At 57.1% G+C, this 23045-nt stretch carries 19 protein-coding genes; 10 read left to right on the top strand and 9 right to left on the bottom strand.

The genetic code is table 11. The features are described 5' to 3' along the window. Nucleotides 1-25 precede the first annotated feature (25 nt). The gene (locus ACP7AJ_RS04950; RefSeq protein WP_426059088.1) at nucleotides 26-847 is read left to right on the top strand and encodes a hypothetical protein; all 822 of its coding nucleotides are present in this window, start codon (nucleotides 26-28) and stop codon (nucleotides 845-847) included. Here the strand turns inward: ACP7AJ_RS04950 and mtaB are convergent. Next, nucleotides 844-2178, bottom strand: a complete 1335-nt coding sequence (gene mtaB / locus ACP7AJ_RS04955) for a tRNA (N(6)-L-threonylcarbamoyladenosine(37)-C(2))-methylthiotransferase MtaB (protein ID WP_426059089.1) — start codon at nucleotides 2176-2178, stop codon at nucleotides 844-846. The genes ACP7AJ_RS04950 and mtaB overlap by 4 nt on opposite strands. Before the next feature lie 125 nt (nucleotides 2179-2303). After that, complete coding sequence (locus tag ACP7AJ_RS04960; protein WP_426059090.1) at nucleotides 2304-4166, bottom strand: LTA synthase family protein; 1863 nt, start codon at nucleotides 4164-4166, stop codon at nucleotides 2304-2306. 247 nt (nucleotides 4167-4413) lie between these two features. On the opposite strand from ACP7AJ_RS04960, the gene ACP7AJ_RS04965 reads away from it, so the two are divergent. Then, the gene (locus tag ACP7AJ_RS04965) at nucleotides 4414-6603 is read left to right on the top strand and encodes a glutamine synthetase III (protein WP_426059091.1); all 2190 of its coding nucleotides are present in this window, start codon (nucleotides 4414-4416) and stop codon (nucleotides 6601-6603) included. Nucleotides 6604-6758: 155 nt separating this feature from the next. Here ACP7AJ_RS04965 and ACP7AJ_RS04970 read toward each other — a convergent pair whose 3' ends face one another. Beyond that, nucleotides 6759-7355: a hypothetical protein gene (locus tag ACP7AJ_RS04970; protein WP_426059092.1), complete on the bottom strand. Its 597-nt coding sequence runs from the start codon at nucleotides 7353-7355 to the stop codon at nucleotides 6759-6761. A 208-nt stretch (nucleotides 7356-7563) separates the two neighbouring features. On the opposite strand from ACP7AJ_RS04970, the gene ACP7AJ_RS04975 reads away from it, so the two are divergent. Then, complete coding sequence (locus tag ACP7AJ_RS04975; protein WP_426059093.1) at nucleotides 7564-7719, top strand: hypothetical protein; 156 nt, start codon at nucleotides 7564-7566, stop codon at nucleotides 7717-7719. Between the two features lie 147 nt (nucleotides 7720-7866). Further along, the gene (locus ACP7AJ_RS04980) at nucleotides 7867-8841 is read left to right on the top strand and encodes an NAD(P)H-quinone oxidoreductase (protein WP_426059094.1); all 975 of its coding nucleotides are present in this window, start codon (nucleotides 7867-7869) and stop codon (nucleotides 8839-8841) included. A 165-nt stretch (nucleotides 8842-9006) separates the two neighbouring features. Here ACP7AJ_RS04980 and ACP7AJ_RS04985 read toward each other — a convergent pair whose 3' ends face one another. Then, nucleotides 9007-9615, bottom strand: coding sequence for a thioredoxin family protein (locus ACP7AJ_RS04985; protein ID WP_426059095.1), 609 nt, complete (start codon nucleotides 9613-9615; stop codon nucleotides 9007-9009). Between the two features lie 32 nt (nucleotides 9616-9647). Then, entirely contained in the window at nucleotides 9648-10133 is a 486-nt protein-coding gene (locus ACP7AJ_RS04990; RefSeq protein WP_426059096.1) for a TlpA family protein disulfide reductase, read from the bottom strand. 171 nt (nucleotides 10134-10304) lie between these two features. Here ACP7AJ_RS04990 and ispG point away from each other — a divergent pair, with 171 nt between their 5' ends. Further along, a complete protein-coding gene (gene ispG / locus ACP7AJ_RS04995; protein ID WP_426059097.1) occupies nucleotides 10305-12293 on the top strand; it encodes a (E)-4-hydroxy-3-methylbut-2-enyl-diphosphate synthase in 1989 nt (662 codons plus the stop codon). Nucleotides 12294-12331: 38 nt separating this feature from the next. After that, nucleotides 12332-12652 carry a DUF6984 family protein gene (locus ACP7AJ_RS05000; RefSeq protein WP_426059098.1) on the top strand — a complete coding sequence of 107 codons (321 nt, stop codon included), beginning with the start codon at nucleotides 12332-12334 and terminating at the stop codon, nucleotides 12650-12652. A 6-nt stretch (nucleotides 12653-12658) separates the two neighbouring features. On the opposite strand, the gene ACP7AJ_RS05005 is transcribed toward ACP7AJ_RS05000, so the two are convergent. Continuing rightward, on the bottom strand, nucleotides 12659-13129 hold the full coding sequence (locus tag ACP7AJ_RS05005) for a nuclear transport factor 2 family protein (protein ID WP_426059099.1): 471 nt from the start codon (nucleotides 13127-13129) through the stop codon (nucleotides 12659-12661). Between the two features lie 89 nt (nucleotides 13130-13218). Between ACP7AJ_RS05005 and ACP7AJ_RS05010 the strand changes: the two genes are divergently transcribed. The 3 genes from ACP7AJ_RS05010 (at nucleotide 13219) to ACP7AJ_RS05020 (ending at nucleotide 14702) form a co-directional block, all read left to right on the top strand. After that, a complete protein-coding gene (locus ACP7AJ_RS05010) occupies nucleotides 13219-13959 on the top strand; it encodes a phytanoyl-CoA dioxygenase family protein (RefSeq protein ID WP_426059100.1) in 741 nt (246 codons plus the stop codon). Between the two features lie 213 nt (nucleotides 13960-14172). Further along, nucleotides 14173-14346, top strand: a complete 174-nt coding sequence (locus ACP7AJ_RS05015) for a DUF6728 family protein (RefSeq protein WP_426059101.1) — start codon at nucleotides 14173-14175, stop codon at nucleotides 14344-14346. 11 nt (nucleotides 14347-14357) lie between these two features. After that, entirely contained in the window at nucleotides 14358-14702 is a 345-nt protein-coding gene (locus ACP7AJ_RS05020) for an MmcQ/YjbR family DNA-binding protein (protein ID WP_426059102.1), read from the top strand. Between the two features lie 306 nt (nucleotides 14703-15008). Here ACP7AJ_RS05020 and ACP7AJ_RS05025 read toward each other — a convergent pair whose 3' ends face one another. Further along, nucleotides 15009-17618: a M14 family metallopeptidase gene (locus ACP7AJ_RS05025; protein WP_426059103.1), complete on the bottom strand. Its 2610-nt coding sequence runs from the start codon at nucleotides 17616-17618 to the stop codon at nucleotides 15009-15011. A 277-nt stretch (nucleotides 17619-17895) separates the two neighbouring features. Between ACP7AJ_RS05025 and ACP7AJ_RS05030 the strand changes: the two genes are divergently transcribed. After that, nucleotides 17896-18159: a hypothetical protein gene (locus ACP7AJ_RS05030; RefSeq protein WP_426059104.1), complete on the top strand. Its 264-nt coding sequence runs from the start codon at nucleotides 17896-17898 to the stop codon at nucleotides 18157-18159. 75 nt (nucleotides 18160-18234) lie between these two features. Here the strand turns inward: ACP7AJ_RS05030 and ACP7AJ_RS05035 are convergent, their stop codons facing one another. Both ACP7AJ_RS05035 and leuS read right to left on the bottom strand, forming a co-directional pair. Then, nucleotides 18235-19914: a T9SS type A sorting domain-containing protein gene (locus ACP7AJ_RS05035; RefSeq protein WP_426059105.1), complete on the bottom strand. Its 1680-nt coding sequence runs from the start codon at nucleotides 19912-19914 to the stop codon at nucleotides 18235-18237. 162 nt (nucleotides 19915-20076) lie between these two features. Then, nucleotides 20077-22860, bottom strand: coding sequence for a leucine--tRNA ligase (leuS, locus tag ACP7AJ_RS05040; RefSeq protein ID WP_426059106.1), 2784 nt, complete (start codon nucleotides 22858-22860; stop codon nucleotides 20077-20079). Nucleotides 22861-23045: the final 185 nt, after the last annotated feature.

Here is a 23045-nt window from a genome sequence, read left to right on the forward strand (position 1 = left end):
GCAAGTACTCATTTGTGCAAACACCATGGCTGCCCCCATTCCCGTTCCCATCGACCAGCGCTTTGCCCAACTTATCCAGCAGTTTGGCTTGACGAAAAACAGCTTTGCGATGTCGCTGGGTAAGACAGCAAGCGTAGTCCAACACCTCATTGACGGCCGTAATAAGCCGGGCTACGACCTGCTCTGCAAGGTTTTCGAGATTTACCCAAATGTATCAAGAGACTGGCTGCTGCTCGGCCGGGGCCCCATGTTGGTAAGCAGCGAACCTGTTCCTAAGGTCGCGCCTCAAACCACTCTGCCGGCTGCGGAGCCTGCCCTCGAGCCTATCGATTTGGAGGAGATTGAAGTGCCGCTGCATCGCCGTTCGGGCCCCGGCGTGGCGGGTACCCGCCTGCAGCCCACCGAAATTGCGGCTACGTTGGCGCTGGCTGCCGCTGCAGCTCATCCTGCTCGGGCAGCGGCTCAGGCCCCCGTTGAGGCAGCACCTGCCGAGCCTGTCCTGAAGTCACCCGCCGTGGCGGAGGCGCCTGCTTTTGCGGCTGCCACCGCCACGCCCGCTCCCAACTTCGAGCCCCAGGTGGCTACGCCTGCCCAAGCATCGGCTGCTTCGGAGTCTGGCGCTTTTGTTGCGGCTGCGCCTTTGGCACCAAGTTCCCCCGCCGCCCCCCTGCAGGCAGCTGTGGCGGCGGTACCGGGGCCAGGCCCCGAAACGTATGTGGCCGCAGCGCTGCATGCGCAGCACCTGCAGCACCAGCTAGCCTTGGCCGAAGTGCGCAATCAGCACCTTCTGGAACAGCAACAAATGCTGCGCGAAATGCTCGCCATGGCCCGGCAAGCTATGGTTTAGGCCAGCACGCCCATTTCTTCAGCCTCCATCAGCCCCAGGGCATTGACGCCGGCCAGTCGCAGAGCTTTCATTTCGCCCACCAATAGCGGGTCGTATTTCGCGGCCACGCGGATGTAGTTGGGCGTGAAGCCTTCTATGCGGCCATCGGTTACGTCGTCTTCAAACAGCACATCGGTTTCCAGGCCCAGGTGCTGTTCGTAGAAAAAGCGTTTTTTCTTTTCTGATAAGCTGCGCAACTGCGTGGTGCGCTCGTGCCGCACCCGGTCTTGCACCCGCCCAGGCAGGGTAGGCGCCAGCGTGTCAGGGCGTTCTGAATAGGGAAATACGTGGAGGTAGCTGATAGGTAGCTCGTTGAGGAAGTTGTACGTGTCTAGAAAGTCGGCGTCGGTTTCGCCCGGAAAGCCCACAATTACATCGACCCCAATGCAGGCGTGCGGCATCAGCTCCTTGATGCGGGCCACCCGGCTGGCGTAGAGGGCGCGGCGGTAGCGCCGGCGCATCAGGCCCAGAATTTTATCGGAGCCACTTTGCAGCGGAATGTGGAAGTGCGGCATAAAGCGCGCCGAGGCGGCCACAGTATCCAGGATATCGTCGGTGAGGAGGTTAGGCTCGCAGCTGCTGATGCGAAACCGGCGAATGCCCGTTACGCCGTCCAGGGCCTGCACCAGTTGGGTGAAATCTTCTCGCCGCTCGCGCTCGGGCCCCTGCAGGCCAAAGTCACCGAGGTTGACCCCAGTCAGCACTATTTCTTTCACGCCGGTTTCGGCTAGCTTTTCCACGCGCTCTACTACGCTGGCAATGCTGCCCGAGCGACTGGCGCCCCGCGCCAGTGGAATGGTGCAGAATGAGCAGGAGTAATCGCAGCCGTCCTGCACCTTTAGGAAAGTGCGCGTACGGTCGCCATACGAATGGGCCGCGTGAAACTCGGTAGCTTCCGAAATGGGGGAGGCGTGCACCTGCCCCGGCTGGCCGGCTGCAGGCTTCTTGAAATCAGCCAGAATGTCGACAAGCTGAAACTTCTCGGCTGCCCCAAGCACTGCGCTCACGCCGGGAATGGTGGCGATTTCCTGAGGCTTAAGCTGTGCATAGCACCCCACAATGGCTACGAAAGCCTCGGGATTATGCTTCAGGGCTTGCTGCACCACTTTCCGGCACTTGCGGTCAGCATGGTCGGTGACGGAGCAGGTGTTAATAACGTATAAATCGGCCCCGGCTTCGAAGGGGAGTTTCTGAAAGCCTTTCTCCTCGAACTGGCGCCCAATGGCCGAAGTTTCGGAGAAGTTCAGCTTGCAGCCGAGGGTATAAAATGCAACAGATTGGGGGGTAGGCATAGTCCCGCAAAGGTACGAACGAAGCCGATGGCGAAAGAACGCCGTTCGAACAGGTAGCACCTGATTGTGCTACGAACTAGCACAGGCGAGGCTCAACCTCGCATATGCATTACTTTCAATTTGCCTTACTTCTTCGCAAAATCGTCCAAGGTAAGCTGCTGCATGGCCTTGCCCAGTTCAAGCTGTATGTTGGTCACCTTCTCGTCGCGGTCAGCCACTTGCCGGCTCACGTTGTCAAAGGTGACGGAGCCAGTGGGCGACACTGAGCCAAATCCATTGTTAAAACAATAGTATGCGAAGGAAGGGGAGTTGGCAGCCAGCAGGTCGCGGCTCCAAACGAATCTGGTGGAAGGCAAGCCCAGCTGCTGAAGGAGCGTGGCGGCCACGTCTGTCTGCGAGCCAATGGTTTCTACAACCCGTCCCCGCGCTTCGGCCCGAAGCGCGCCCCCGGCCAGCAGCAGCGGAATGCGAAATTTTTCGGGACTGCGATTGGCGGAGTTGCCCGGCAGGTGATGGCCGTGGTCTGCCACTAACACCAGCAGCGTATTGGCGTACCAGGGCTGTTTTTTAGCTTCCTGCAGAAATTTTCCCAAGGCGAAGTCCGTATAGTAAACTGAATTGCGGAACATCTCCTCCTCGGTTTCGCCCGGAAACCTGGTTTTCATGGGCACCTCGAATGGCTCGTGGCTGCTCAGTGTGAAGGCCGTGATAAAGAAGGGCTGCCGCTGTTGCCGGGCATCGGCCAAAATGCGGTTGAAGAGGGTTCCATCGTGGGCGCCCCACTTCGAGTTTTGCTCGGCCAGGGAGAAATCGGCTCGTTCGGTAATTCTTTCATAGCCGGCCGTTTGCAGGTAGCCCCGCATGTTGGCAAAGGCGAGCTCGCCGCCATAATAATAATGCGAGCTGTAGCCGGCTGCTTCCAATGAGCGGTTCAGGTGCGGGAGGTGCTCGTTTTTTCTCGGAAACTTAATGATGCTGGTGGTAGGCTGGTTCGGATAGCCCGACAGCAACGACACCAACCCTTTTTGGCTACGGTCGCCGGCCGCGTAGATGTTATTAAAGAGGACGCCCGTCCGCGCTAAGCTGTCCAGCGTGGGGGTAACGCCAAGCTCTCCGCCCACGCAACCCACTAGCTTGGAGGTAAAGCTTTCGAGAATGATGAAAAGCACATTGGGCCGAGGAATAGTGAGCAAGGAGGGAGTAGGCGCAGCAGCAACCGGAGCTGCTACCGCCCGCGGATAGACGGCCGCGACCAGCCGCCGAGCGGTGCTGTCGGGCATGAAGGCTGAGGGCAGCTGCTCGCCCGAGCGCAGAATAAGGGCACTTACCAGGTTCCAGGGGGCATTCAGGGCCGAGTGATTGGCAAAGGCGACGCGGGAAAAATACACGTCGCTTTGGTTAACGGGAATCTGTTGGGTACCTCCACGCAGGGGAATTATTAGCAAGGCCGCGTATAAAAATGACGCGAGGGCCGCACGGCCCCTGGCAAACCATTCTGGCAGGGGCAGCAGGCCGCCCACCACAAGCTTATATAAACCCCAGCTACTAACGAGCAACCCCACGAAGAGCGCTGCAAGCAACGCCAGGGGCGCACTTCCGGCCGAAGCCATCATTTCCTTCGGAGAGTTTAGATACTGGAGCGGTGTGTCATCGAGCCGAAAGCCCCAGGTTCGGTATAGCTCCAGGTCAATGGTTATCAGCAGCGTCAGAAAAACGCCCACGGCTATGGAGTAGGCCTTGATAATGCCGGCCAGCGGAAAGCGTGGCAACAGGCTGCCTACTATAATGGCCACAAACGGCAGCAGGCAGACGTAGGCTGCAACGGAAGCGTCGAGGCGCAGGCCGTAAGCAAAAGTGCCCAGTACTGTGCCGAAAGGAAGCTGTAAGGTGGCTGAATTGTGATACGCCAGAAAACAGGTACGCCCTAAGAAAAAAAACAGGAGCCAAAAGAAGAAGTAGCGCGGCTGAAACGCGAAGCGGTTTTTCACCTCACAAAGATAGAGGCCTCATATAACTGGCCGGAAACGTAAAAAATCAGTTTGTTTATCAATAATGTGTACTAAATTTCGAAAGCAGGGTTCTATATAGGGTCGTTGCTGCCTGAAAGTTGCCTTTGAAATAAAAACGACCTTTTATTTTGGGGTAGTATTAACGAGAAACTGATTCTTGTTTTATCTTTGCCCTCAGAATAGCGACCCAATAGTTCAGATTACATCCCGTTCGGTTACCCCCCTCATGGCAATTCTCCGCTTCAAAGCATTAGAACTCGTTAATCAGCGTACTCCCATTACAGTAGTTCCTGCTGCTGCGCGTCGTTCCACCAGCTTTGGACAAAACGTGTTCAACCTGGAAGCCATGCGGGCAACCATGCCCGGCGATTATTTTAAGAAGCTGCAGTCGGCCATAAAGCAAGGTGCCAACGTGGAGCGCAATGTAGCCGATGCGGTGGCTTCTGCCATGAAGACCTGGGCCATGGCCAAAGGTGCTACGCACTACACGCACTGGTTCCAGCCCCTCACCGGCTCGACGGCAGAGAAGCACGATTCTTTCTTCGACCTGAACTCCGACGGACGTCCGATTGAAAACTTCAAAGGCTCGGCGCTGGTGCAGCAAGAGCCCGATGCTTCATCGTTTCCGAACGGTGGCATTCGCAACACGTTTGAGGCCCGCGGCTACACCGCCTGGGACCCCACCTCGCCAGCTTTCATTATCGAAACGGTAGGTGCCAAGACGCTTTGCATCCCAACGATTTTTGTGGCTTACACCGGCGAAGCGCTCGACTACAAAGCCCCGCTGCTGAAGTCACTGGCGGTGCTGGAAAGAGCTGCCCTGGATGTATGCCAGTACTTCGACAAAGACGTTAGCCGGGTAAATACTACCCTGGGCATCGAGCAGGAGTACTTCCTCGTAGACAAGGCGCTGTACGATGCGCGGCCTGACTTGGTGATGACCGGCCGGACCTTGTTTGGCCACGCGCCCGCCAAAGGCCAGCAGCTCGACGACCATTACTTCGGCTCGATTCCGGCACGTGTGCATGGTTTCATGCTTGAGTTCGAAGAAGAAGCCAACTTGCTTGGCATTCCGCTGCGCACCCGTCACAACGAGGTCGCCCCGAACCAGTTTGAGTGCGCTCCCACGTTCGAAGATGCCAACCTTGCCATCGACCACAACCAGCTGTTGATGGACGTGATGGACCGCGTAGCCGAGCGTCACAACTTCAAAGTGCTGCTGCACGAGAAGCCTTATGCCGGCGTAAACGGCAGCGGCAAGCACAATAACTGGGCGTTGAGCACCGACACGGGCGTCAACCTGCTCGCCCCCGGCCGTCGGCCGAAGGAGAACCTGCAATTCCTGGCCTTCTTCATTACCACCATTCAGGCCGTGCACCGCTACGCCGACCTGCTGCGCTCAAGCATTGCCTCGGCGTCGAACGACCATCGCCTGGGTGCCAACGAGGCCCCCCCGGCCATCGTTTCGGTATTCGTGGGCTCGATGCTGGATTCCGTGCTCGACGAGCTGGAGCGCACCGCCAAGCTGCCGCTCGACAAAGGCGACAACATCTACCTCAAGCTCGGCATCGATAAGATTCCGGCCATTCTGCTCGACAATACTGACCGGAACCGGACTTCGCCTTTTGCCTTCACCGGCAACAAGTTTGAATTCCGCGCCGTAGGTTCTTCGGCCAACTGCTCGTCGTCGATGACGGTGCTCAACACCATTGTGGCCGACCAGCTCATTGACTTCAAGAACTCTGTTGATTCCCTCATCGACCAAGGGAAGAAGAAGGAAGTAGCCATTGTGGAAGTGCTGCGCGAGTACGTCATCAGTTCCAAAGCCATCCGTTTCGAAGGCAACGGCTACTCTGAGGAGTGGAAGCAGGAAGCCGAGCGTCGTGGCCTCAACAACATTGCCACCACGCCCCAGGCCCTCGACGCTTTGGTGCGGGAAGACGCCGCCGAGCTGTTTGCCCGCCACGGCATTTTCTCGGAAGTGGAGCTACACGCCCGCCACGAAATCTTGCTGGAGGAATACCAGAAGAAAATTCAGATTGAAAGCCGCGTACTGGGTGATTTGGCCGTAAACCACGTTATCCCAACCGCGCTGTCCTACCAGACCAAGTTGGTGAACAACGTGCGCGGCCTGCGCGAGCTAGGCCTCGACGATGAGAACAGCCAGGTCACGGTTGACATGATTAAGAACATTTCACGCTACGTTGCCACCATCAAAACCAATGTAGATGAGATGACCGAAGCGCGGAAGCAAGCCAATAAAATCGGAGACGCCCGCGAATTAGCGGTAGCTTACTGCGAAGAGATAAAACCAAAATTCGACCCCATCCGCCGCGCTGTAGACAAGCTCGAGCGTATGGTGGCCGACGAGGACTGGCCCCTGGTGAAATATCGCGAACTTTTGTTCAGCCGATAAATCAGGGGGCGGAATCGGGTCCGGTGTTGGGTGGGAATTCTCGCCGCGCCCCGGTTTTGAAAGAGCCATCTCAGGTGAGATGGCTTTTTTTGGAGAGCGGCCGCAAACGTTTGCGGAAAATGTTTTCCCGCCATTAGATGTAGTGTACCTCCACCTTATGCAGAGCCCGAGTAAGGGCCCGCAGCTTTTTCCGCGTTTAGTGGGCTTTTGGCCGTTTTAGGGCGCTCCACCTTCTCGTTGGCTGGTGCCGCCAGCAGCAACGGCAGACGCGGTGTTACGCCTTGTTCATCATCGAGCACTTCGACACTGCTGCCGGGGTCGGGGACTAGCATTTTCCAAGTGGCACTGCGTAGCTCGTCAAGCTTAGCAAGTGCCTCGCCCACAGTTGCGTTGGCTTTTATCTTGTCAAACAGGCCCGTCTGGTTGCCCACCATGATAAGCTTCTCAACCACGAAAGGCATTATCCAGCCCACCACATTGGAGGCGAGCGCGCCGCGCAGCCCCAGGCGCACCAACAGGGTCACCGTCATGCGCTCGACTAGAATAATGCGGGCGGCTGGTAAAGCTTTATCGGCCAGGAAGTCAGCTACAAGCTTTAGGTTGCCTTTTTCTACTTCGGCCCGCAGCACGTCCTGAACGCTGTCGAGGGCGCGGGCAGCCAGCTGCCGAAACAGGCGGCCCGTTTGCCAGGCCGCTAAACCGGTGAAGCGCGCGGCGCCAACTAAAGCAGGAATAAAAAGGGGTTTTCTCACGTGGAAGTAGCCTAAAGCAGCATAAGTTGTAGTGTCAAAGGAACGTGCCAGCGGGCATTAGAGTTTGCTGCAGTTGTTAGCCGGGGGTGCAGTCGTTGTGCGCTGACTGATTTTTGCGGTTGGGCGGTTGTCGCTTTTTATCATATGTCCGCTCTGTTGCCGGATAGAATACCGCTTCAGAGCCAAAGACGGTTTTTAACGTTGGTTTTTGGGCCAGGTCTTGCCCCGCCGTGGCGAAGATGGTCAGATTACCGCCTGGTTCGGCACTTGTAACGACATTCAGGAGCAGCGCCAGATGCGCGAGCAGCTCAAGGCCACCTACTCCGATTTGGAAGCCAAGGTGATGTTTCGGGCACTTGATTAGGAGCATGAAACACAGGCTTTGAAGCAGCTGGGTGAAAGCTAGACCTACTTTACGTTAAGAATAATATGTAAAACGGCTCCGAAGAGCCGTTTCTCGTTAGGGAACTATGCCAGTAGCACTGGGTAATTACCAAACGCAGTTTTCTTTATGAATGCCATTGTCATCCAGCAGCCCGGCGGGGCCGAGGTTTTACAGCTGCAACAGCTACCTAAGCCGAGCCCCGCTGCCCACGAAGTTGTCATAAAAGTGCACGCCGCGGGTATAAACCGCCCCGATGTGATGATGCGGCAAGGGAAGTATGCCGGCAGCGGCGACGTTTCGGGTATGGTGCCCGGCTTGGAGCTGGCTGGCACCATTGAAGCTAGTGGCGCTGCGGTAACAAGGTGGCACCTGGGCGATGCTGTGTGCGCACTGCTGCCGGCAGGTGCTTATGCCGAATTCGCGGTGGTTGATGCCCGCCACTGCTTGCCCGTGCCTGCGGGCATGAGCATGACGGAAGCCGCTGCGCTTCCCGAAACGGTATTCACCGTGTGGCATAACGTATTTCAGCGAGGGGGGCTGCAAGCCGGCGAAACGTTGTTGGTTCACGGCGGCAGCAGCGGCATTGGCACCACGGCCATTCAACTAGCCAAAGCGCTGGGCAGCCGAGTGGCCATCACGGCCGGCGACGAAGCCAAGTGCGAGGCCTGCCAACAGCTGGGCGCCGATTGGGCCATCAACTACAAAGCCAAGGATTTCGAAGAAGTGCTGAGTGCCGAGGGCGTTGACGTGGTGCTTGACATGATAGGTGGGGAGTACACCGCCAAAAACCTGCGTCTGCTAAAAGACGATGGACGCCTCGTCTTCATCAATGCCATGCAAGGGGCCGCTGCCGAGTTCAATGCGCTGGATATAATGCGTCGGCGGCTTCACATTACCGGCAGCACCCTGCGGCCCCGCTCGGCTGATTTTAAATCAGCCTTAGCTGCCGAAGTTGAAAAACACGTGTGGCCGCTGCTGGCTGCGGGCAAGTTCCGGCCGGTTATTTACAAAACTTTCCCACTCTCTGAAGCAGTTGCAGCGCATCAATTGATGGAGAGTAGCGCGCATATTGGGAAGATTGTCCTGAACATAAATGACTGATGTATTAACTTAGACAGCATAGTGAGCGTCATGCCGGGCGCAGCCGCAGCTTCTCGAGAGCAGTAGTAACAAAATCGGCTGTCATAACTGGGCCTGCGAACCGCAGGCCCAGTTATGACAGCCGATTGGTGGGCGAAGCGGTGTGTTCAGGCCCTTAGGTCGGTCCTATGCCCGCTTCCACTTGATAGTGCAGCCAATGGCTTTAGTAGAGCTGGTAGAGGCGGGCTTGCCGGCCATGATTTCGTTCATGGCATTCTCTACGTACTTCGTCTTCACCATCTTAGCATCTTCGGAGTTGTCGTCGATGGCGCCGATGTACGACACCACAAAGTCATCGCCCTGGCGCTTGAGTACATACAGGTGGGGGGTGCGGGTGGCACCGTAGGCTTTGGCTACCTGCTGGGTTTCATCAATCAGGTAGGGGAAAGCGTACTTTTTGGTCTTCATGGCCTCAAAGGAGTCGCCAGGAGCTACGTTGGGGTCGTTCGGGTTGATGGCCACCACGGGGTAGCCCTGTGGGGCGTACTTCTGGTTGAGCTGAATAATCCGGTTCTCGTAAGCCTTGGCGTAGGGGCAGGTGTTGCAGGTAAACACCACGATGTAGCCTTTAGCCGCCTTATTGTCGGCCAGAGATACCATTTTGCCGTCGATGTTCTTCAGCTTGAAATCAGCGGCTTTGTCGCCCACCCGGTATCCTTCGGCCAGGGGGCGGAACATGAAGCTGCTCAGCAGCAGGGCAAAGCAAAGGGTAAAGTAAGGGAGGGCCTTTTTCATGAGATAAAACATTAAGGGTTTAGAGGAGAAAATTACAGGAAATTTTGGAGGGCCGCGGTCAGCTCGGCTTTCGAAAGCTCTTTTTCGAATGTAGCGCGTTTTTTTGTCTTGTTGTTGACAATCAGGGTGAAGGGCAGGGAGCCTGACCACTTGGGGTCAACTTTTTCCAGCCAGGAGTTGGGGTCACTCTCGTTCAGCACCACTACTTCCGATTTCAAGCCCCGCTGCTTCACGAAAGGCTTAACTTTCTTGTCCAGCTGCGAGGCGTAGTCGAGGCTTACCAGGAGCACTTTGACCTTTTTGTTGGCATACGTGGTGCGCACTTGCTCGAAGTTGGGCAGCTCTTTCACGCAGGGGCCGCACCAGGTGGCCCAAAAATTCACCACGTAAGTGGTATCAGTGGGACTAGCCAGGCGCTTTTGCAGCTCCGGAAACTTGATGACCGCAACCTGTTGGGCAACGCTCGGCGACGCCACCAGCAGGCTAAAGCCAAGCAGATAGGATTTTATTCGTGGCATAACATAAGGGAATAGAGAAGCAAAGTAGCAGCCGCTACAAAGCCAAGGCTAACGAATAGACAACCAAGCAAGTCATAAGTTGCGGGAACAAAATAGGAGAGGGCCCGCCCCGAACCGCTTTACCTTTGTGCTACGGCGCAACTTTCGCCCTCCGACCATAGTTTTTGGGTTATGAACAAAACGTATTGCCCCAGCCTGACCGAATACAAGCGCCGCGTAGCCCGCGTGGTTAACATTGGCGAGGTGCCGCTGGGTGGTAACAACCCCATTCGGGTGCAGAGCATGACCACTGTTGACACCATGGACACCATGGGCTCGGTGGAACAGACACTGCGCATGGTAGCGGCTGGCTGCGAGTACGTTCGCATTACGGCTCCTAGCATAAAGGAGGCCCAGAACCTGCTGGAAATTAAAAAGGAGCTGCGCAAGCGCGGCTGCAACGTGCCGCTCATTGCCGACATCCACTTCACGCCCAATGCTGCTGAGCTGGCCGCCCGCATAGTAGAGAAGGTGCGCGTGAACCCCGGCAACTACGCCGATAAAAAGAAATTCGAAGAGATAGAATACACCGATACGACCTACGCGGCTGAGGTAGACCGCATTAGGGAGAGGTTCCGGCCGCTGGTTAAAATCTGCAAGCAGTATGGCACGGCCATGCGCATCGGCACGAACCACGGCTCCTTGTCCGACCGCATTCTGAGCCGCTACGGCGACACGCCGCTGGGCATGGTGGAGTCGGCGCTAGAGTTCCTACGCCTCTGCGAGGAAGAAAACTACTACGACGTGGTGCTGAGCATGAAGGCCAGCAACACCCAGGTAATGGTGCAGGCCTACCGCCTGCTGGTGCAAAAGCTGGACGAAGAAGGCCTGCAGCCCTACCCGCTGCACCTGGGCGTGACCGAGGCCGGCGAGGCCGAAGACGGCCGCATCAAGTCGGCCGTCGGTATTGGCACACTACTGGAGGACGGCCTCGGCGATACCGTGCGCGTGAGCCTTACCGAAGCGCCTGAAGCCGAAGCACCAGTAGCCAAAATGCTGATTGACCGCTATGCCAACCGCGCTGAGCTGGCCAAGCCGATAGCGCCGCTGGCGGGCGAAATGCCGATTAATCCGTTTCAATACATCCGTCGCATCACCCGCGAGGTGGCCAACCTGGGCGGCCAAAACGTGCCCCGCGTTATTACCGACCTCTCGCGCCTGCCCAATCTGGAGTACGCCGATTTGCGGGCGGCCGGGCACTTGTACTCGCCGTTCCTCGACAAATTCCAGATGTCGGACCTGGGAGCGGATTACATCTACACCGGCCAGCGGCCAGCGCCATTCATGCTGCCCAACGGTCTGAAGGAGATTGTGGACTACGCCGCTTGGCGCGACGCCGGGCACCGGGAAGAGCATTTTCCCGTCTTCACGCCGGCCGAATACGCCGTGACGGCCGTGCGCCACCCGGAGTTAAATTTTGTGTTCCAGAACCTGGCCTCGCTCACCGGCCCAATCCTCGATAAGCTGCGCGCCGATAGCACAGCCGTCGTCATTCTCTACTCCGACAATGCGCACGCCATGCCAGAAATCCGGCGGGCCTTCTTTGAGTTGATGCATGCTGGCGTGACCTGTCCCGTGGTCATCAACCGCCAGTACCCGGCCTTAACCCCCGAGGAAACTCAGCTTTACGCCGCCACCGACGGGGGCGGACTCCTACTCGACGGCTTGGGCGACGGCATTGTGCTCAGCACCGAGCTGCTGCCCGAGCGCAGCAAGGAAGAATGGCTCACGACCCTCGATAGCCTCAATCAGCTGTCGTTCGGCATCCTGCAAGCGGCCCGCACCCGCATGAGCAAAACCGAATACATCAGCTGCCCCAGCTGCGGCCGTACCTTGTTCGACCTGCAGGAAACCACCGCCATGATTCGCAAGCGCACTGACCACCTCAAGGGGGTTAAAATCGGCATCATGGGTTGCATCGTGAATGGCCCCGGCGAAATGGCCGATGCCGACTACGGCTACGTGGGCGTGGGCAAGGGAAAAATCTCGCTCTACCGTGGGCAGGAGGTCATTAAGAAATCGGTGCCCGAAGAAGCGGCCGTGGATGAACTGATTGAACTTATGCGCGAGGATGGCCGCTGGATTGAGAAGGAGGTTTTGGAAGAGCCCGTGGGAGTATGAATCCCTATCTGAACTGAGCGTGTAGAAACCTGAAATCAGTGGCCAAGCGTTTGCTATCCCTTCCTGAACTTGCATTGCTGCTTTACATGCTACGTGAAAAGCCTGACTCAGAGCGCTTTCTTTTCCAGTTGCCAACGATAGAAGTTGAGGATATGAATGACGGGGGAATGGGAAGCTTGCGGTTTGCTAGTTCTAAGCCAAACCGAAAAAGAGGTTCAGTTACTGCTGCGCTTCAGTTTAATGACGACGACGGTGTTCCGGTATTGGTCGCTCTTTACCTGGATAAAGAAGGCGAGTTATATGAGCTAGATAGTTGGAAAGTCAATTATTCTCCTTTAATAAGGATACCTAATTTCTAACGTTCGCTATTTACACTTATCCTTGCGCCGCGTGTCGATGATGTGAGCAATTTTCCAACCATCGGCGAGCTTCACTAACTGAAACGAGTTGTAGCCGCAATGGCTGAACGTGTCGCCGATGTAGAACTCGTAGGGCGTCCAGACGCTGGCCAGGTTGGCGTCAATTAGGACCTTGTCGAAGGTGATGCGCTCGTCCCATACTTTGGGGTGGGGCGTGCCCACTGCTTTTAAAAAGCCGTTGATGTTCTCAATTTGTAGGGTGGAGGCTTGGCCGGCTTTACCGCCAATGGTGTGAAACACCGTGGCCGGTGCTAGGGTGCGGCGGACCGTGGCGCTGTCGCCCCGCCGCATGCCGTCGAAGAAAGTATTGATGGTTTTTTGAACCTCGGCAGTCTCAGAGGAGGCACTCTGCGCGTGAGATGCGAGGCTGACGCAAAGCGGTAAGGAAAAGAACAGAGGGGTAATAATTTTCTTCATGTCGAGGGATATTGTGGGGCAAGGGCAATAAGCTGGGTAAAAAGGTGCGCGAGAACTAAATTGGTTGCTTGCCTTAGCTTTGCCAGCACATGAAAGTAAGCGCTTCCCAGGACAAAATGCTGGGCCAGTTTCCGGCTGATGGCTTTGCCATTGTGCCCGGCCTATACGAGCCGGCTGAAGTAAAGGCATTGCTTCATTGCATCGAGAGTGCGCCAGGCAGCGGGCCCAATTTTCGGCGCAGCCAGGAGTTGTTTGCCATTCGGAACGTGGTAGGTGAGGTGCCGGAATTGTGGCCGCTCCTGGATACGACCGTCCTGCGCACGCTGCTGCGGCAGCTTTTTCCGGACGGTTGCCACCTTGTCAAGTCTATCTATTTCGATAAGCCGGCGCTGTCGAATTGGTTGGTGGCCTGGCACCAGGACTTGATGATAAACGTGGACCGCCGGGCCGATGTCCAGGGGTTTGGCCCCTGGACCAGCAAATCGGAGGGAATATCCGTGCTGCCGCCTGTGGACGTGCTCCAGAATGTATGCACGATTCGTATTCACCTTGATGATTGTGACGCCAGCAACGGGGCGCTCAAGGTCGTGGCTGGCTCCCACCAGCACGGGGTTTTATTACCGGCTGCGTTGCCCGCGCTCACTCCCGCAGCGGTAGTATGTGCAGTGCCGGCCGGCGGAGCCATGCTCATGCGGCCACTGCTATTGCATGCTTCAAATCGAAGCATTAGCAACCGGCCGCGGCGCGTGGTGCACCTGGAATTTGCCTCGGTAGAGTTGCCCGGGGAGTTGGAGTGGCGGGAGCGACGGCTCGTGCAAGAGAGGTTCTAAAAGGCTAAATTGACTCAGTCATTCCTGATTTCTAGCATGGTATGATTTGATGCATAAAGGTGAGCAATTGGTGAGATATAACCCTTTGGTTCAAAGCATTAATATTTGAAATCACAAGGATAAATCACTGAAAATGAATGAGAAAATATCTGGCAAAAGCAAATCATTCTGACCTGCGCTTTGTTACTTTACTGAACCAAAATACCACGCGCCATGAACGGTAAAAACCTTTTTAACTTCGGTCCGGTCCTCGGTTATTACTTCCGCGGCAAAGACCCCAACCGCAAAACCAACTTTAACATGAAGACCATGCACTTCATCAATAAGCTCAGCTTGGCGATGTTTCTGGTGTGCTTGGTGGTAATGTTAGTACGCTACGTATTCTAATTGCCAGGTCGATGAACATCGAGGAATTTCGGGATTATTGCATGGCCAAACCCGGCGTGACGGAGGAAACACCCTTTGGTCCCGAAACCCTCGTTCTGAAAGTGGGCGGTAAAATTTTCGCCCTCACTGATATTGACACCTTCGGCAGCATTAATCTTAAATGTGACCCTGAGCGAGCCATAGAACTACGCGAAGCTCACGACTACGTGCTGCCCGGCTACCACATGAACAAGAAGCATTGGAACACGGTGCTTATTGATGCCGGCGCTCCCGTTAGGCAGCTTCGCGAGTTGATTGACCACTCCTATGAGCTAGTGCTGGCATCATTGCCAAAAGCAGTTAGTGTGGAGTTGTAGCTGCCGATTTAGCTGCTAAACATGTTTCTTATTTCGCGCTGCACCCGGCGCTTGTTTAATAAGTAAAGGCCTCGCCAATTAGTTGGCGAGGCCTTTACTTATCAACGCTGATATCTATTCAAACTAAACCTTTCAGTTTGCAGTCCAGAGAGTAGCGAAACAAAGGTCTGCACTGCCAAACATCCCGCTTCGCCAATAAACCGCCTGTCATGCTGAGCTTGCGAAGCATCCTGTAACGCAAGCACTAATCGTTTGTCGGGGAGAGGATGCTTCGCAAGCTCAGCATGACAGGCGGTTTAAGGTCTGCTACTGACCTACCAGGAATACGGCGTTGCCAAACAGTAGCTTGCCGCCTTGCCAGAAGGCGCGGAACAGGGGATTATCGCCGAGGTAAACAACCTCGCCCTTGCCGAGCTCCTGCGTGCCTACTACGAACGTATCCGTGAGCTCCTTGCGGGCCTTGGCGCCGATGAAGCCGGCCGAGTAACTGTCTTTTTTAATCACGCCGACATTCCAGCCGCCTTTTTCCATGAAGCGGTAGTTCAGTGGCGTGCGAATCAGGGCAAAGTAGGTGTCGCCGTAGCCGAAGGCAAGCGGGTGCGTGTTGTCGAGCTGTACCCGAAAAACGCTGCCTTGCACGGCTTCGCCGGCTTCTTCACGGTCGGCATCGCCGTAACGGCGAAGCAGCTTGTAGGGATTGGCTTTTGCTTCCTTTTTAATAGCAACGGAGTCAGCCGCTTTGGTTTTAAGCAAAAAGTCCTTCTTGGAAGAGAGGAATTTGGCGGCTCCTTCCAGGGCGATGAGCTTACCGCCGTCGCGCACCCAGGCCTTCAGGCTTTCCAGGGCCTTATCGGGGTAGATATCGGCGTAGTTTCCGTTGGGCAGAATCAGAACGTCGTATTTCTGCATCGACACGCGGCTGAGGTAGTCGCTGCCCAGTACGGTGATGGGGTAGCCGAGCTGCTGCTCGAAGAAGTGCCATACTTCGCCGAAAGCAGTGGCGTCGATACCAGGACCGGCCACTACGGCCACATTCGGCTGCTTCACGAAGTGCACGGTGCCCGAGCCGAGGTCGCGGCCGGAAGTAGAAAATCCCGATTTCACGGCCGTAACAACCGTGCCGGCCGAGTCGGCCTGGGCGCGCACCAGCTGGTCGAAAAGCGGGCCCATGGCCTCGTTGCCGGTCCGGGTGATGACGAGGGTGCCGGGGGCAAACTTCTGGCCTTCGGCTTCAAATTCCTTGCTGGCGTAGCGCACCTTGACCTTTTGCTGCAACAGGCGGCTTAGGAAGCGGACATCCTGCAGGCTGTTCCAGCGAGCCAGGTAGGCGTAGGGGCGCTCGGCGGGGGCGGCCGCACTGCCGCGCACCATGGCGGGGTTGGGCGTGGCGCCGGAAGCGTCGAGGCGGCCGGGGAGGGCGTAGGCTTTTACACCAAAAGCGTAGGGCAGAGCCCAGGAAGTGATGTCGTAGGTGAGAGAGTCTTCTAGCTGCGGCCGGGGTTCAAACAGCACTTTTGCTAGCGTAGACTTGGGCTGATACATGCTCACCACCACATCGCGTGGCTCGATTTGGACGCTTTCAGTTTTGCCAGAAGTGTAGTTGTAGCCGCGGGTTTTGGTGCGCTTGGCGGCGTAGCCGTAGCTGATTTGCTGGCGGTCGAGGTACTGCGTAAAATTGCGCAGCTGGCCCGGGTCGTTGCCGGCCGAGACAACGTAGGTCTTGAATTCGCCTTGAGGCTTGTTTTTGGCGTTGGTGAAGTAGGCCTGGAATTCGCGCAGCAGGTCATCATGGCGTTCGGCCGTGGCTTGAATGGTGGCGCGGCTGGCGGAGTGGTGGTGGGCAATGCGCTGGCCCAGGGTGAGGGTGTCACCGTCTTGTCGAGCATAGGCCACGCCGGCGGGGCCGCCGCCGCCCTGCTCATAGGTCATGCCGATGGCGCCGTTGAAGGTAGGCCAGGTGTCGCCGTAGGTGGGAGCAAACAGGTCGTAGGTTTCGCGGGTGAAATAGAGCCAGTTGTTTTTGTCGAAAGCCACCTTGTTGTAGTCGCCCAGAATGTCCTGAAACTTGCGCTGCCAGGGCGTAATGTCGGCGTGGAAGGGCTTGGCAGCGGGGGAGAAGTAGTAGGTATTGTTCGGCCCCATCTCGTGGAAGTCGGCGTGCACGGCAGGCAGCCACTGGTTATAAAGCACAATGCGCTGCTTCGACTCGGTCTGCGTTTGCCAGGCCCAGTCGCGGTTCAGGTCAAAATAGTAATGGTTGTAGCGGCCACCGGGCCAGGGCTGGTGGTGCTCCCAGGAATCGGGGTTGGCGTTGGTGGCCTGGTTGTGCACGCGGTTGTACCAGTTGGCGTAGCGGTCGCGGCCGTCGGGGTTCACGCAGGGGTCTACGATGACGACGGTATTTTTTAGCCATTCCTGCATTTGCTGGTCTTGCGGGTTGGCCAGGTCGTAGAGCACTTGCATCACGGCCTCGGAGGACACGGCTTCATCGCCGTGCACGTTGTAGCTCAGCCAGCACACGGCGGGCTGCTGGCGCTGCCCGGTGCCGGATTCTAAGCCAGCGAGTTTAAGGTTATTGTGGCGCACGTCTTCCAGGCGGCCAAAGTTCTCGGCGCTAGCTATCTGCACCACTTCCAGCGGGCGCTTCTCGTAAGTGCTGCCGTAGCGCACCAGCTTCATGCGGCTGGGCGTGTGGGCCACCACGTGGTCGACGTAGCGCAAAATTTCGGCGTGCGTGGTGAAGCGAGAGCCCAGCTTGTAGCCCAGAAACTGGTCTGGCGTAAGCAGCGAGCCAGCAGTTGGTGCTGAAACACTTTGGGCTTGGCTTTCAAAAGAAAGCGAGAGGCTGAGCAGCCAAAAACCCAGAATGCGCAAAGCATGGAGCGGGTGGTAGTTGCCAGAAACTAGGGAGTTCATCAAAATGAGCGTGTGCGTGAAGAGTTAAGAATTTGCTGCCTATACACAAAGATGCAATGCTGAACTTACCAAATGTGGACCTGTAGAATGCTTACCATCTATCAGAAGCAGCAAGCAGGGGAACCTGCAGATAGGCAGCTAACAAGCATGACCCGCGGCATTCGGGCTTCATGCCTTAAGGCATAGTGGAAGGTAAAGCTGGGCGAAACATGCAACGCAATAACTGCGTTGCAGCTAAACGAATAAGCAAAAAATTACTAGCCAATCCTGCTCTGCAATGGACTCTCCGAAACACAATCCCGATGCCGCGCTTTCCCAGCTTGTGCGTTACGTCCTGACCATCGGCAACATGAAGGGCCCGGAGTCCATTGCGCAGGTGCGTGAGCAACTAACCGGCCTGGGCTTCGTGGTGGACCGGATAGGGGAAGGCGAAGCAGAAATTGCCTCAACCCACAACAACGGCCCCGGCCTGGATGCTATCCGAGCAGCTCTCGAAGCCAGCGGCTATCAGCTAATTGAAGCAGACACCAAGGTTGGGTGAGGGTTAGCCATCTTAAAAATAAAGGCCCGCTGCTTGTGCAGCGGGCCTTTATTTTTAAGATAGTAGAGAGCAACGCTATTTCACCACCAATCTATTGACCCACTGCTGTCCGTCGGGGGCCTGAGCCACTACTACGTAAACACCGGGAGCTAGCCCGGAAAGCAGTAGTCTGGCGGCAGGTTGACGGGTCGTGCGGCCCATTGCGTCGGTAATGGTTGTTAGGGTACCGGAGGGGAGGGTCGGCAGCACCACGGTCTCGTCGGTAGCGGCAGGATTGGGGTACAGGGCTAAGGAAAGGGCCGCGCGGGCCGCTTTGGTGGCCGTAGGTGTAGTCACGCTGCCCAGGTGAGCCACAAATAAATTGCCGGGCGTAGCACCATTGCTGGGCACAGCACTTTGGCCCGTGACGGCCACCGTGCCAAATAAGCCCGCACCGCCCAAAAATCCGCCGACTGCCAAATGGTTGGTGCCGTCGAGTGATATGGAAAAGGGTGCTTCATCGCCGGTGCCGGCAGTCTGCTGGGTCCAGCGTAGCCCGCCGTTGGCGGAGTAACTCGCCACCACGCCGTCGAACCCGCCTGCCCCGTTGAGGGTGGTGGTGCCCAAAGTGCCTTGGCCGGTATAGTGTCCTGCCACGTAAATATTGCCAGCCGCATCGGCGGTTGCGGCCCGGTAAGCGGCCCCTTGGGTGGCGCCAATGCTGCGGACCCAAACCGTGGTTCCGGCAGCCGGCTCCACTACCCACAGAAAGCCCATGGGAGTGCTGCTGACTGCCACCTGCTGCCCGGCAAACGTGCCGGGTGCTGGCACCATGCCCGGCACCACTACCCGGCCGCTGGCGTCGAGGGTTATGCGACCCGCAAAGTCATGGCCAGCGCTACCGCCCCTTGATATCCAGAGGGGTGTGCCCTGGGTGTCGTATTTTACCACCATTGCGTCGAAGCTGCCGAAGCCTAGGGGCATCGGGATGCTGCCAAAATCGCCCGCGTTGGGGTTGCAGGTCCAGGTGAGGTAGCTGGTGCCGTTGGGCTCAACGGCCAAGCTGCTGTAGTGAAACTGACCCGGCGTTCCGGCCGGAACCGGGGTGCGGCCGCCCTGCTGCACCCACAGCGGAACGCCTTGCGGCGAAACTTTTACCAGAAACTGGTCGACCGTCACGTCCATGCCCACGATGGGTGTTGTGACGTTGAACTGGCCAAAGGTGGCGTCGATTCCAAAGGTGCCGCTAACGTAGGCATTGCCTGCCGCATCAAGGGCCAAGTCTGAAACGATAAGAAGGATAGAGCCGCTGCCAATTTCATCTACTTTCAGCACCTGGCCCTGGGCGCTGAGATGAGCCAGAACGAGGGAGGTACCAAAGCCGCTGTTCGTGAATGTGAAGTTACCTAAGGTGGTGCCGTCGCTGGCCATGCCCACCAGGGTCACATTGCCCGAGGCATCGAGTACAACTTGCTGAAATAATTCATTGGCTGTGCCTGCAAGTTGGCGCGACCACAGCAGGGCGCCGGCTGCGTCGTACTTGGCCACAAAGCCGTCTACGCCACCCGCGCTGGTGAGCACGGTGCCTGGTGCCAGGGTAATGGGTTGGGTGAAACTGCCCGTTACATAGGTATTGCCTGCCGCATCGGTGGTAATCGAGCTGGAAGTGGAAGTGGCGCTGCTATTCAGCGAACGGGCCCAGGTCCAGGCCGGGGCGCTTTGGGCCTGCGCCCCCAGAGAGAAGGCGCTCAGTAACAGTGGTAGAAGTTTTTTCATGAAATAAATGAGTGTGGAATAAACATTCAAATATACCAGTTTGGCTTATTAGATTTTCATTGAATTTTAGTTATCTCATCTAATCGATTTAGGATATTATTAAACAAAAAAGCCCGCTGAATTTTCAGCGGGCTTTTTTGTTTTGCATTTTAGCAATGATGATTACACTACCACATTCACCATGCGGCCGGGCACCACAATCACCTTCTTGGCCGATTTGCCTTCGCCAAAACGCGCCAGGAAATCTGTAGCCAGCACGGCGGTTTCAATCTCCGAGGCCGTGGCCGCCGCCGCAAACTGCAGCTGCTCGCGCACCTTGCCGTTGATGGCAATTGGGTACGTCACCGTGTCTTCCACCAGATATTCCTCGCGGAACTCGGGGTAGCTGGCGCTGCTGATGCTGCCGGCCTCGTGGCCCAGCTCCTGCCACAGCTCCTCGGCCAGGTGGGGGGCGTAGGGGGAGAGCAGAACTGTCAGCGGCTCCAGGATAGCGCGCTTATGAGAGTTGAGGGCCGTCAGCTCGTTCACGGTAATCATGAACACGCTCACGGAGGTATTAAAGCTGAACTTGTCAATGTCTTCCTGCACCTTCTTAATGGCCTTGTGCAGGGCCTTCAGCTCGGCGGGGTTCGCAGGCTCGTCGGTCACGGCCAGTGGACCGTCTTCGGGATGGAAGAGGCGCCAGAACTTCTTGAGGAAGCTGCCCACGCCGCTGATGCCGTTGGTGTTCCAGGGCTTGTACTGCTCCAGCGGGCCAAGGAACATTTCGTAGAGACGCAGGGCGTCTGCACCGTATTTGCCGATAAGCACGTCGGGATTAACGACGTTGAATTTGCCTTTCGACATTTTTTCTACTTCCCACCCACTCACATAAGTCCCGTTGTCTTCCGTGATGAATTCGGCGTCCTTGTAATCAGGACGCCATTTACGGAAGGCATCCATATCGAGAATGTCGTTCTCAACAATCGATACATCGACGTGCAAAGCAGTAGTTTCGTACTGGTCTTTCTTTCCCAGTGTGACGAATTTATTGGTGCCGTTGATGCGATACACGAAGTTCGACCGCCCCAGAATCATCCCTTGGTTAATCAGCTTCTGGAAAGGCTCGTTGCCGCTCACGAGGCCTAAGTCTTTCAGAAACAGATACCAGAAGCGGGCGTAGAGCAAGTGGCCGGTGGCGTGCTCGGCGCCGCCCATGTAGAGGTCCACGGTGCCCCAGTACTGCTCGGCTTCCTCGCTGACGAAGCGGGCTTCGTTGGTGGGGTCCATGTAGCGGAGGTAGTACCACGACGAGCCTGCCCAACCGGGCATGGTGCTCAACTCATAGGGGTACTGGTCGCGGTAGAGCCAGTTTTGGGCGCGGCCCAGAGGCGGCTCACCGGTTTCAGTGGGCTTGTACTCATCGATTTCGGGAAGTACCAAAGGAAGGTCGCTTTCGGCGATGCCATAGGCGGTGCCGTCCTTGTAGTAAATCGGGATGGGCTCGCCCCAGTAGCGCTGACGGCCGAAAATGGAATCACGCAGACGAAAGTTGACCTTGCCGCGGCCCAGGCCTTTCTCTTCGAGGAAGGCGATGAGCTTTGGGGTGGCCTCCTTATAGGTGAGACCGTTGATGATGCCTGAGTTGATGTAGCGGCCTTCCTTGGTGGGGTCGGCTTGCTGGTCGAGGCCCTGCTGGGCATCGGAAATAGCCGGGATGGGCAGGCCAAAATGCTGGGCAAACAAGTAGTCGCGCTGGTCGCCGCTGGGCACAGCCATCACGGCGCCGGTGCCGTAGCCGGCCAGCACGTAGTCAGCCAGCCAGATTTGCACGGGCTCATTGTTAACCGGATTCAGGCCGTAGGCGCCGGTGAAGACACCGGACACGGTTTTGGTGTCGGCCATACGGTCGCGCTCCGAGCGGCGCTTGGTGGCGGCGATGTACTCGTCCACGGCGGCGCGTTGCTCGGGCGTGGTCAACTCATCTACCAACTCGTGCTCGGGGGCCAGCACCAGGAACGTAGCACCGTAAATAGTGTCCACCCGCGTGGTGTAAACCTTGATTTGGGCGTTTTCGTGGTCTTTTACCGGGAAGGTGACTTCAGCGCCTATGCTCTTGCCTATCCAGTTGCGCTGCATTTCCTTCACGGCATCGGGCCAGTCGATGGTGTCGAGGCCCTGGAGAAGGCGGTCGGCATAAGCCGTGATGCGCAGGTTCCACTGGGGCATGAGGCGGCGCTCGACGGGGTAGCCGCCGCGCTCCGAGACGCCGTCTTTCACTTCGTCGTTGCTCAGCACGGTGCCCAGACCGGCGCACCAGTTCACGTAGGTGTCTTGCTGGTAGGCCAGGCGGTAGGGGTGCACGGCCGCCAGCTTTTGGTGCTCAGTGAAGAGCTGCCACTGGCCGGCGGTGAACACCTGGCGCTCATCGGCATCGCCGGCGGCGTTGATGCCTTCGCTGCCGCGCTCGGCAAAGCGGGCGGTGAGCTCCGTTAGCGGCTCGGCGCGGTCGGTGTCGAGGTTATACCAGGAGTTAAACAGCTTGAGGAAAATCCACTGCGTCCACTTGTAGTAGCTGGCGTCGGAGGTGCGGATTTCGCGCTCCCAGTCGTAGCTGAAGCCCAGGCTGCTGAGCTGCTCAATGTAGCGGGTGATGTTCTCGCGGGTAGTCTTTTCGGGGTGCTGCCCGGTCTGGATGGCGTACTGCTCAGCCGGCAGGCCGAAGGAGTCGAAACCCATGGGATGCAACACGTTGAAGCCCTGCAAGCGCTTGTAGCGCGTCACGATGTCGGAGGCTATGTAGCCCAGGGGGTGGCCTACGTGCAATCCGGCCCCAGAAGGGTAGGGAAACATATCGAGCACGTAGTACTTGGGCTTCTCAGAGTGGTTGTCGGCGTGGAAGGTGCGGTGCTGCTTCCAGTGGGCCTGCCACTTCTTTTCAATTTCTTCGGGGCGGTATGCGGGCATCTTCGGCGGAGTTTATTCGGGAGCAAAGGTAGGAGGTAGCGGAAGTAGGGCGAACTTTGTTGGAGGTAGAGTTCTGTGCGCATTTGAGGGCACGTTATGCTGAGCTTGTCGAAGCATCTCTACCGCAGAACTAATCAAAGCCAAATGCAACGAAGCGGTAGAGATGCTTCGACAAGCTCAGCATG

It is taken from the genome of Hymenobacter sp. B1770, assembly GCF_049896385.1.
GTDB lineage: Bacteria > Bacteroidota > Bacteroidia > Cytophagales > Hymenobacteraceae > Hymenobacter.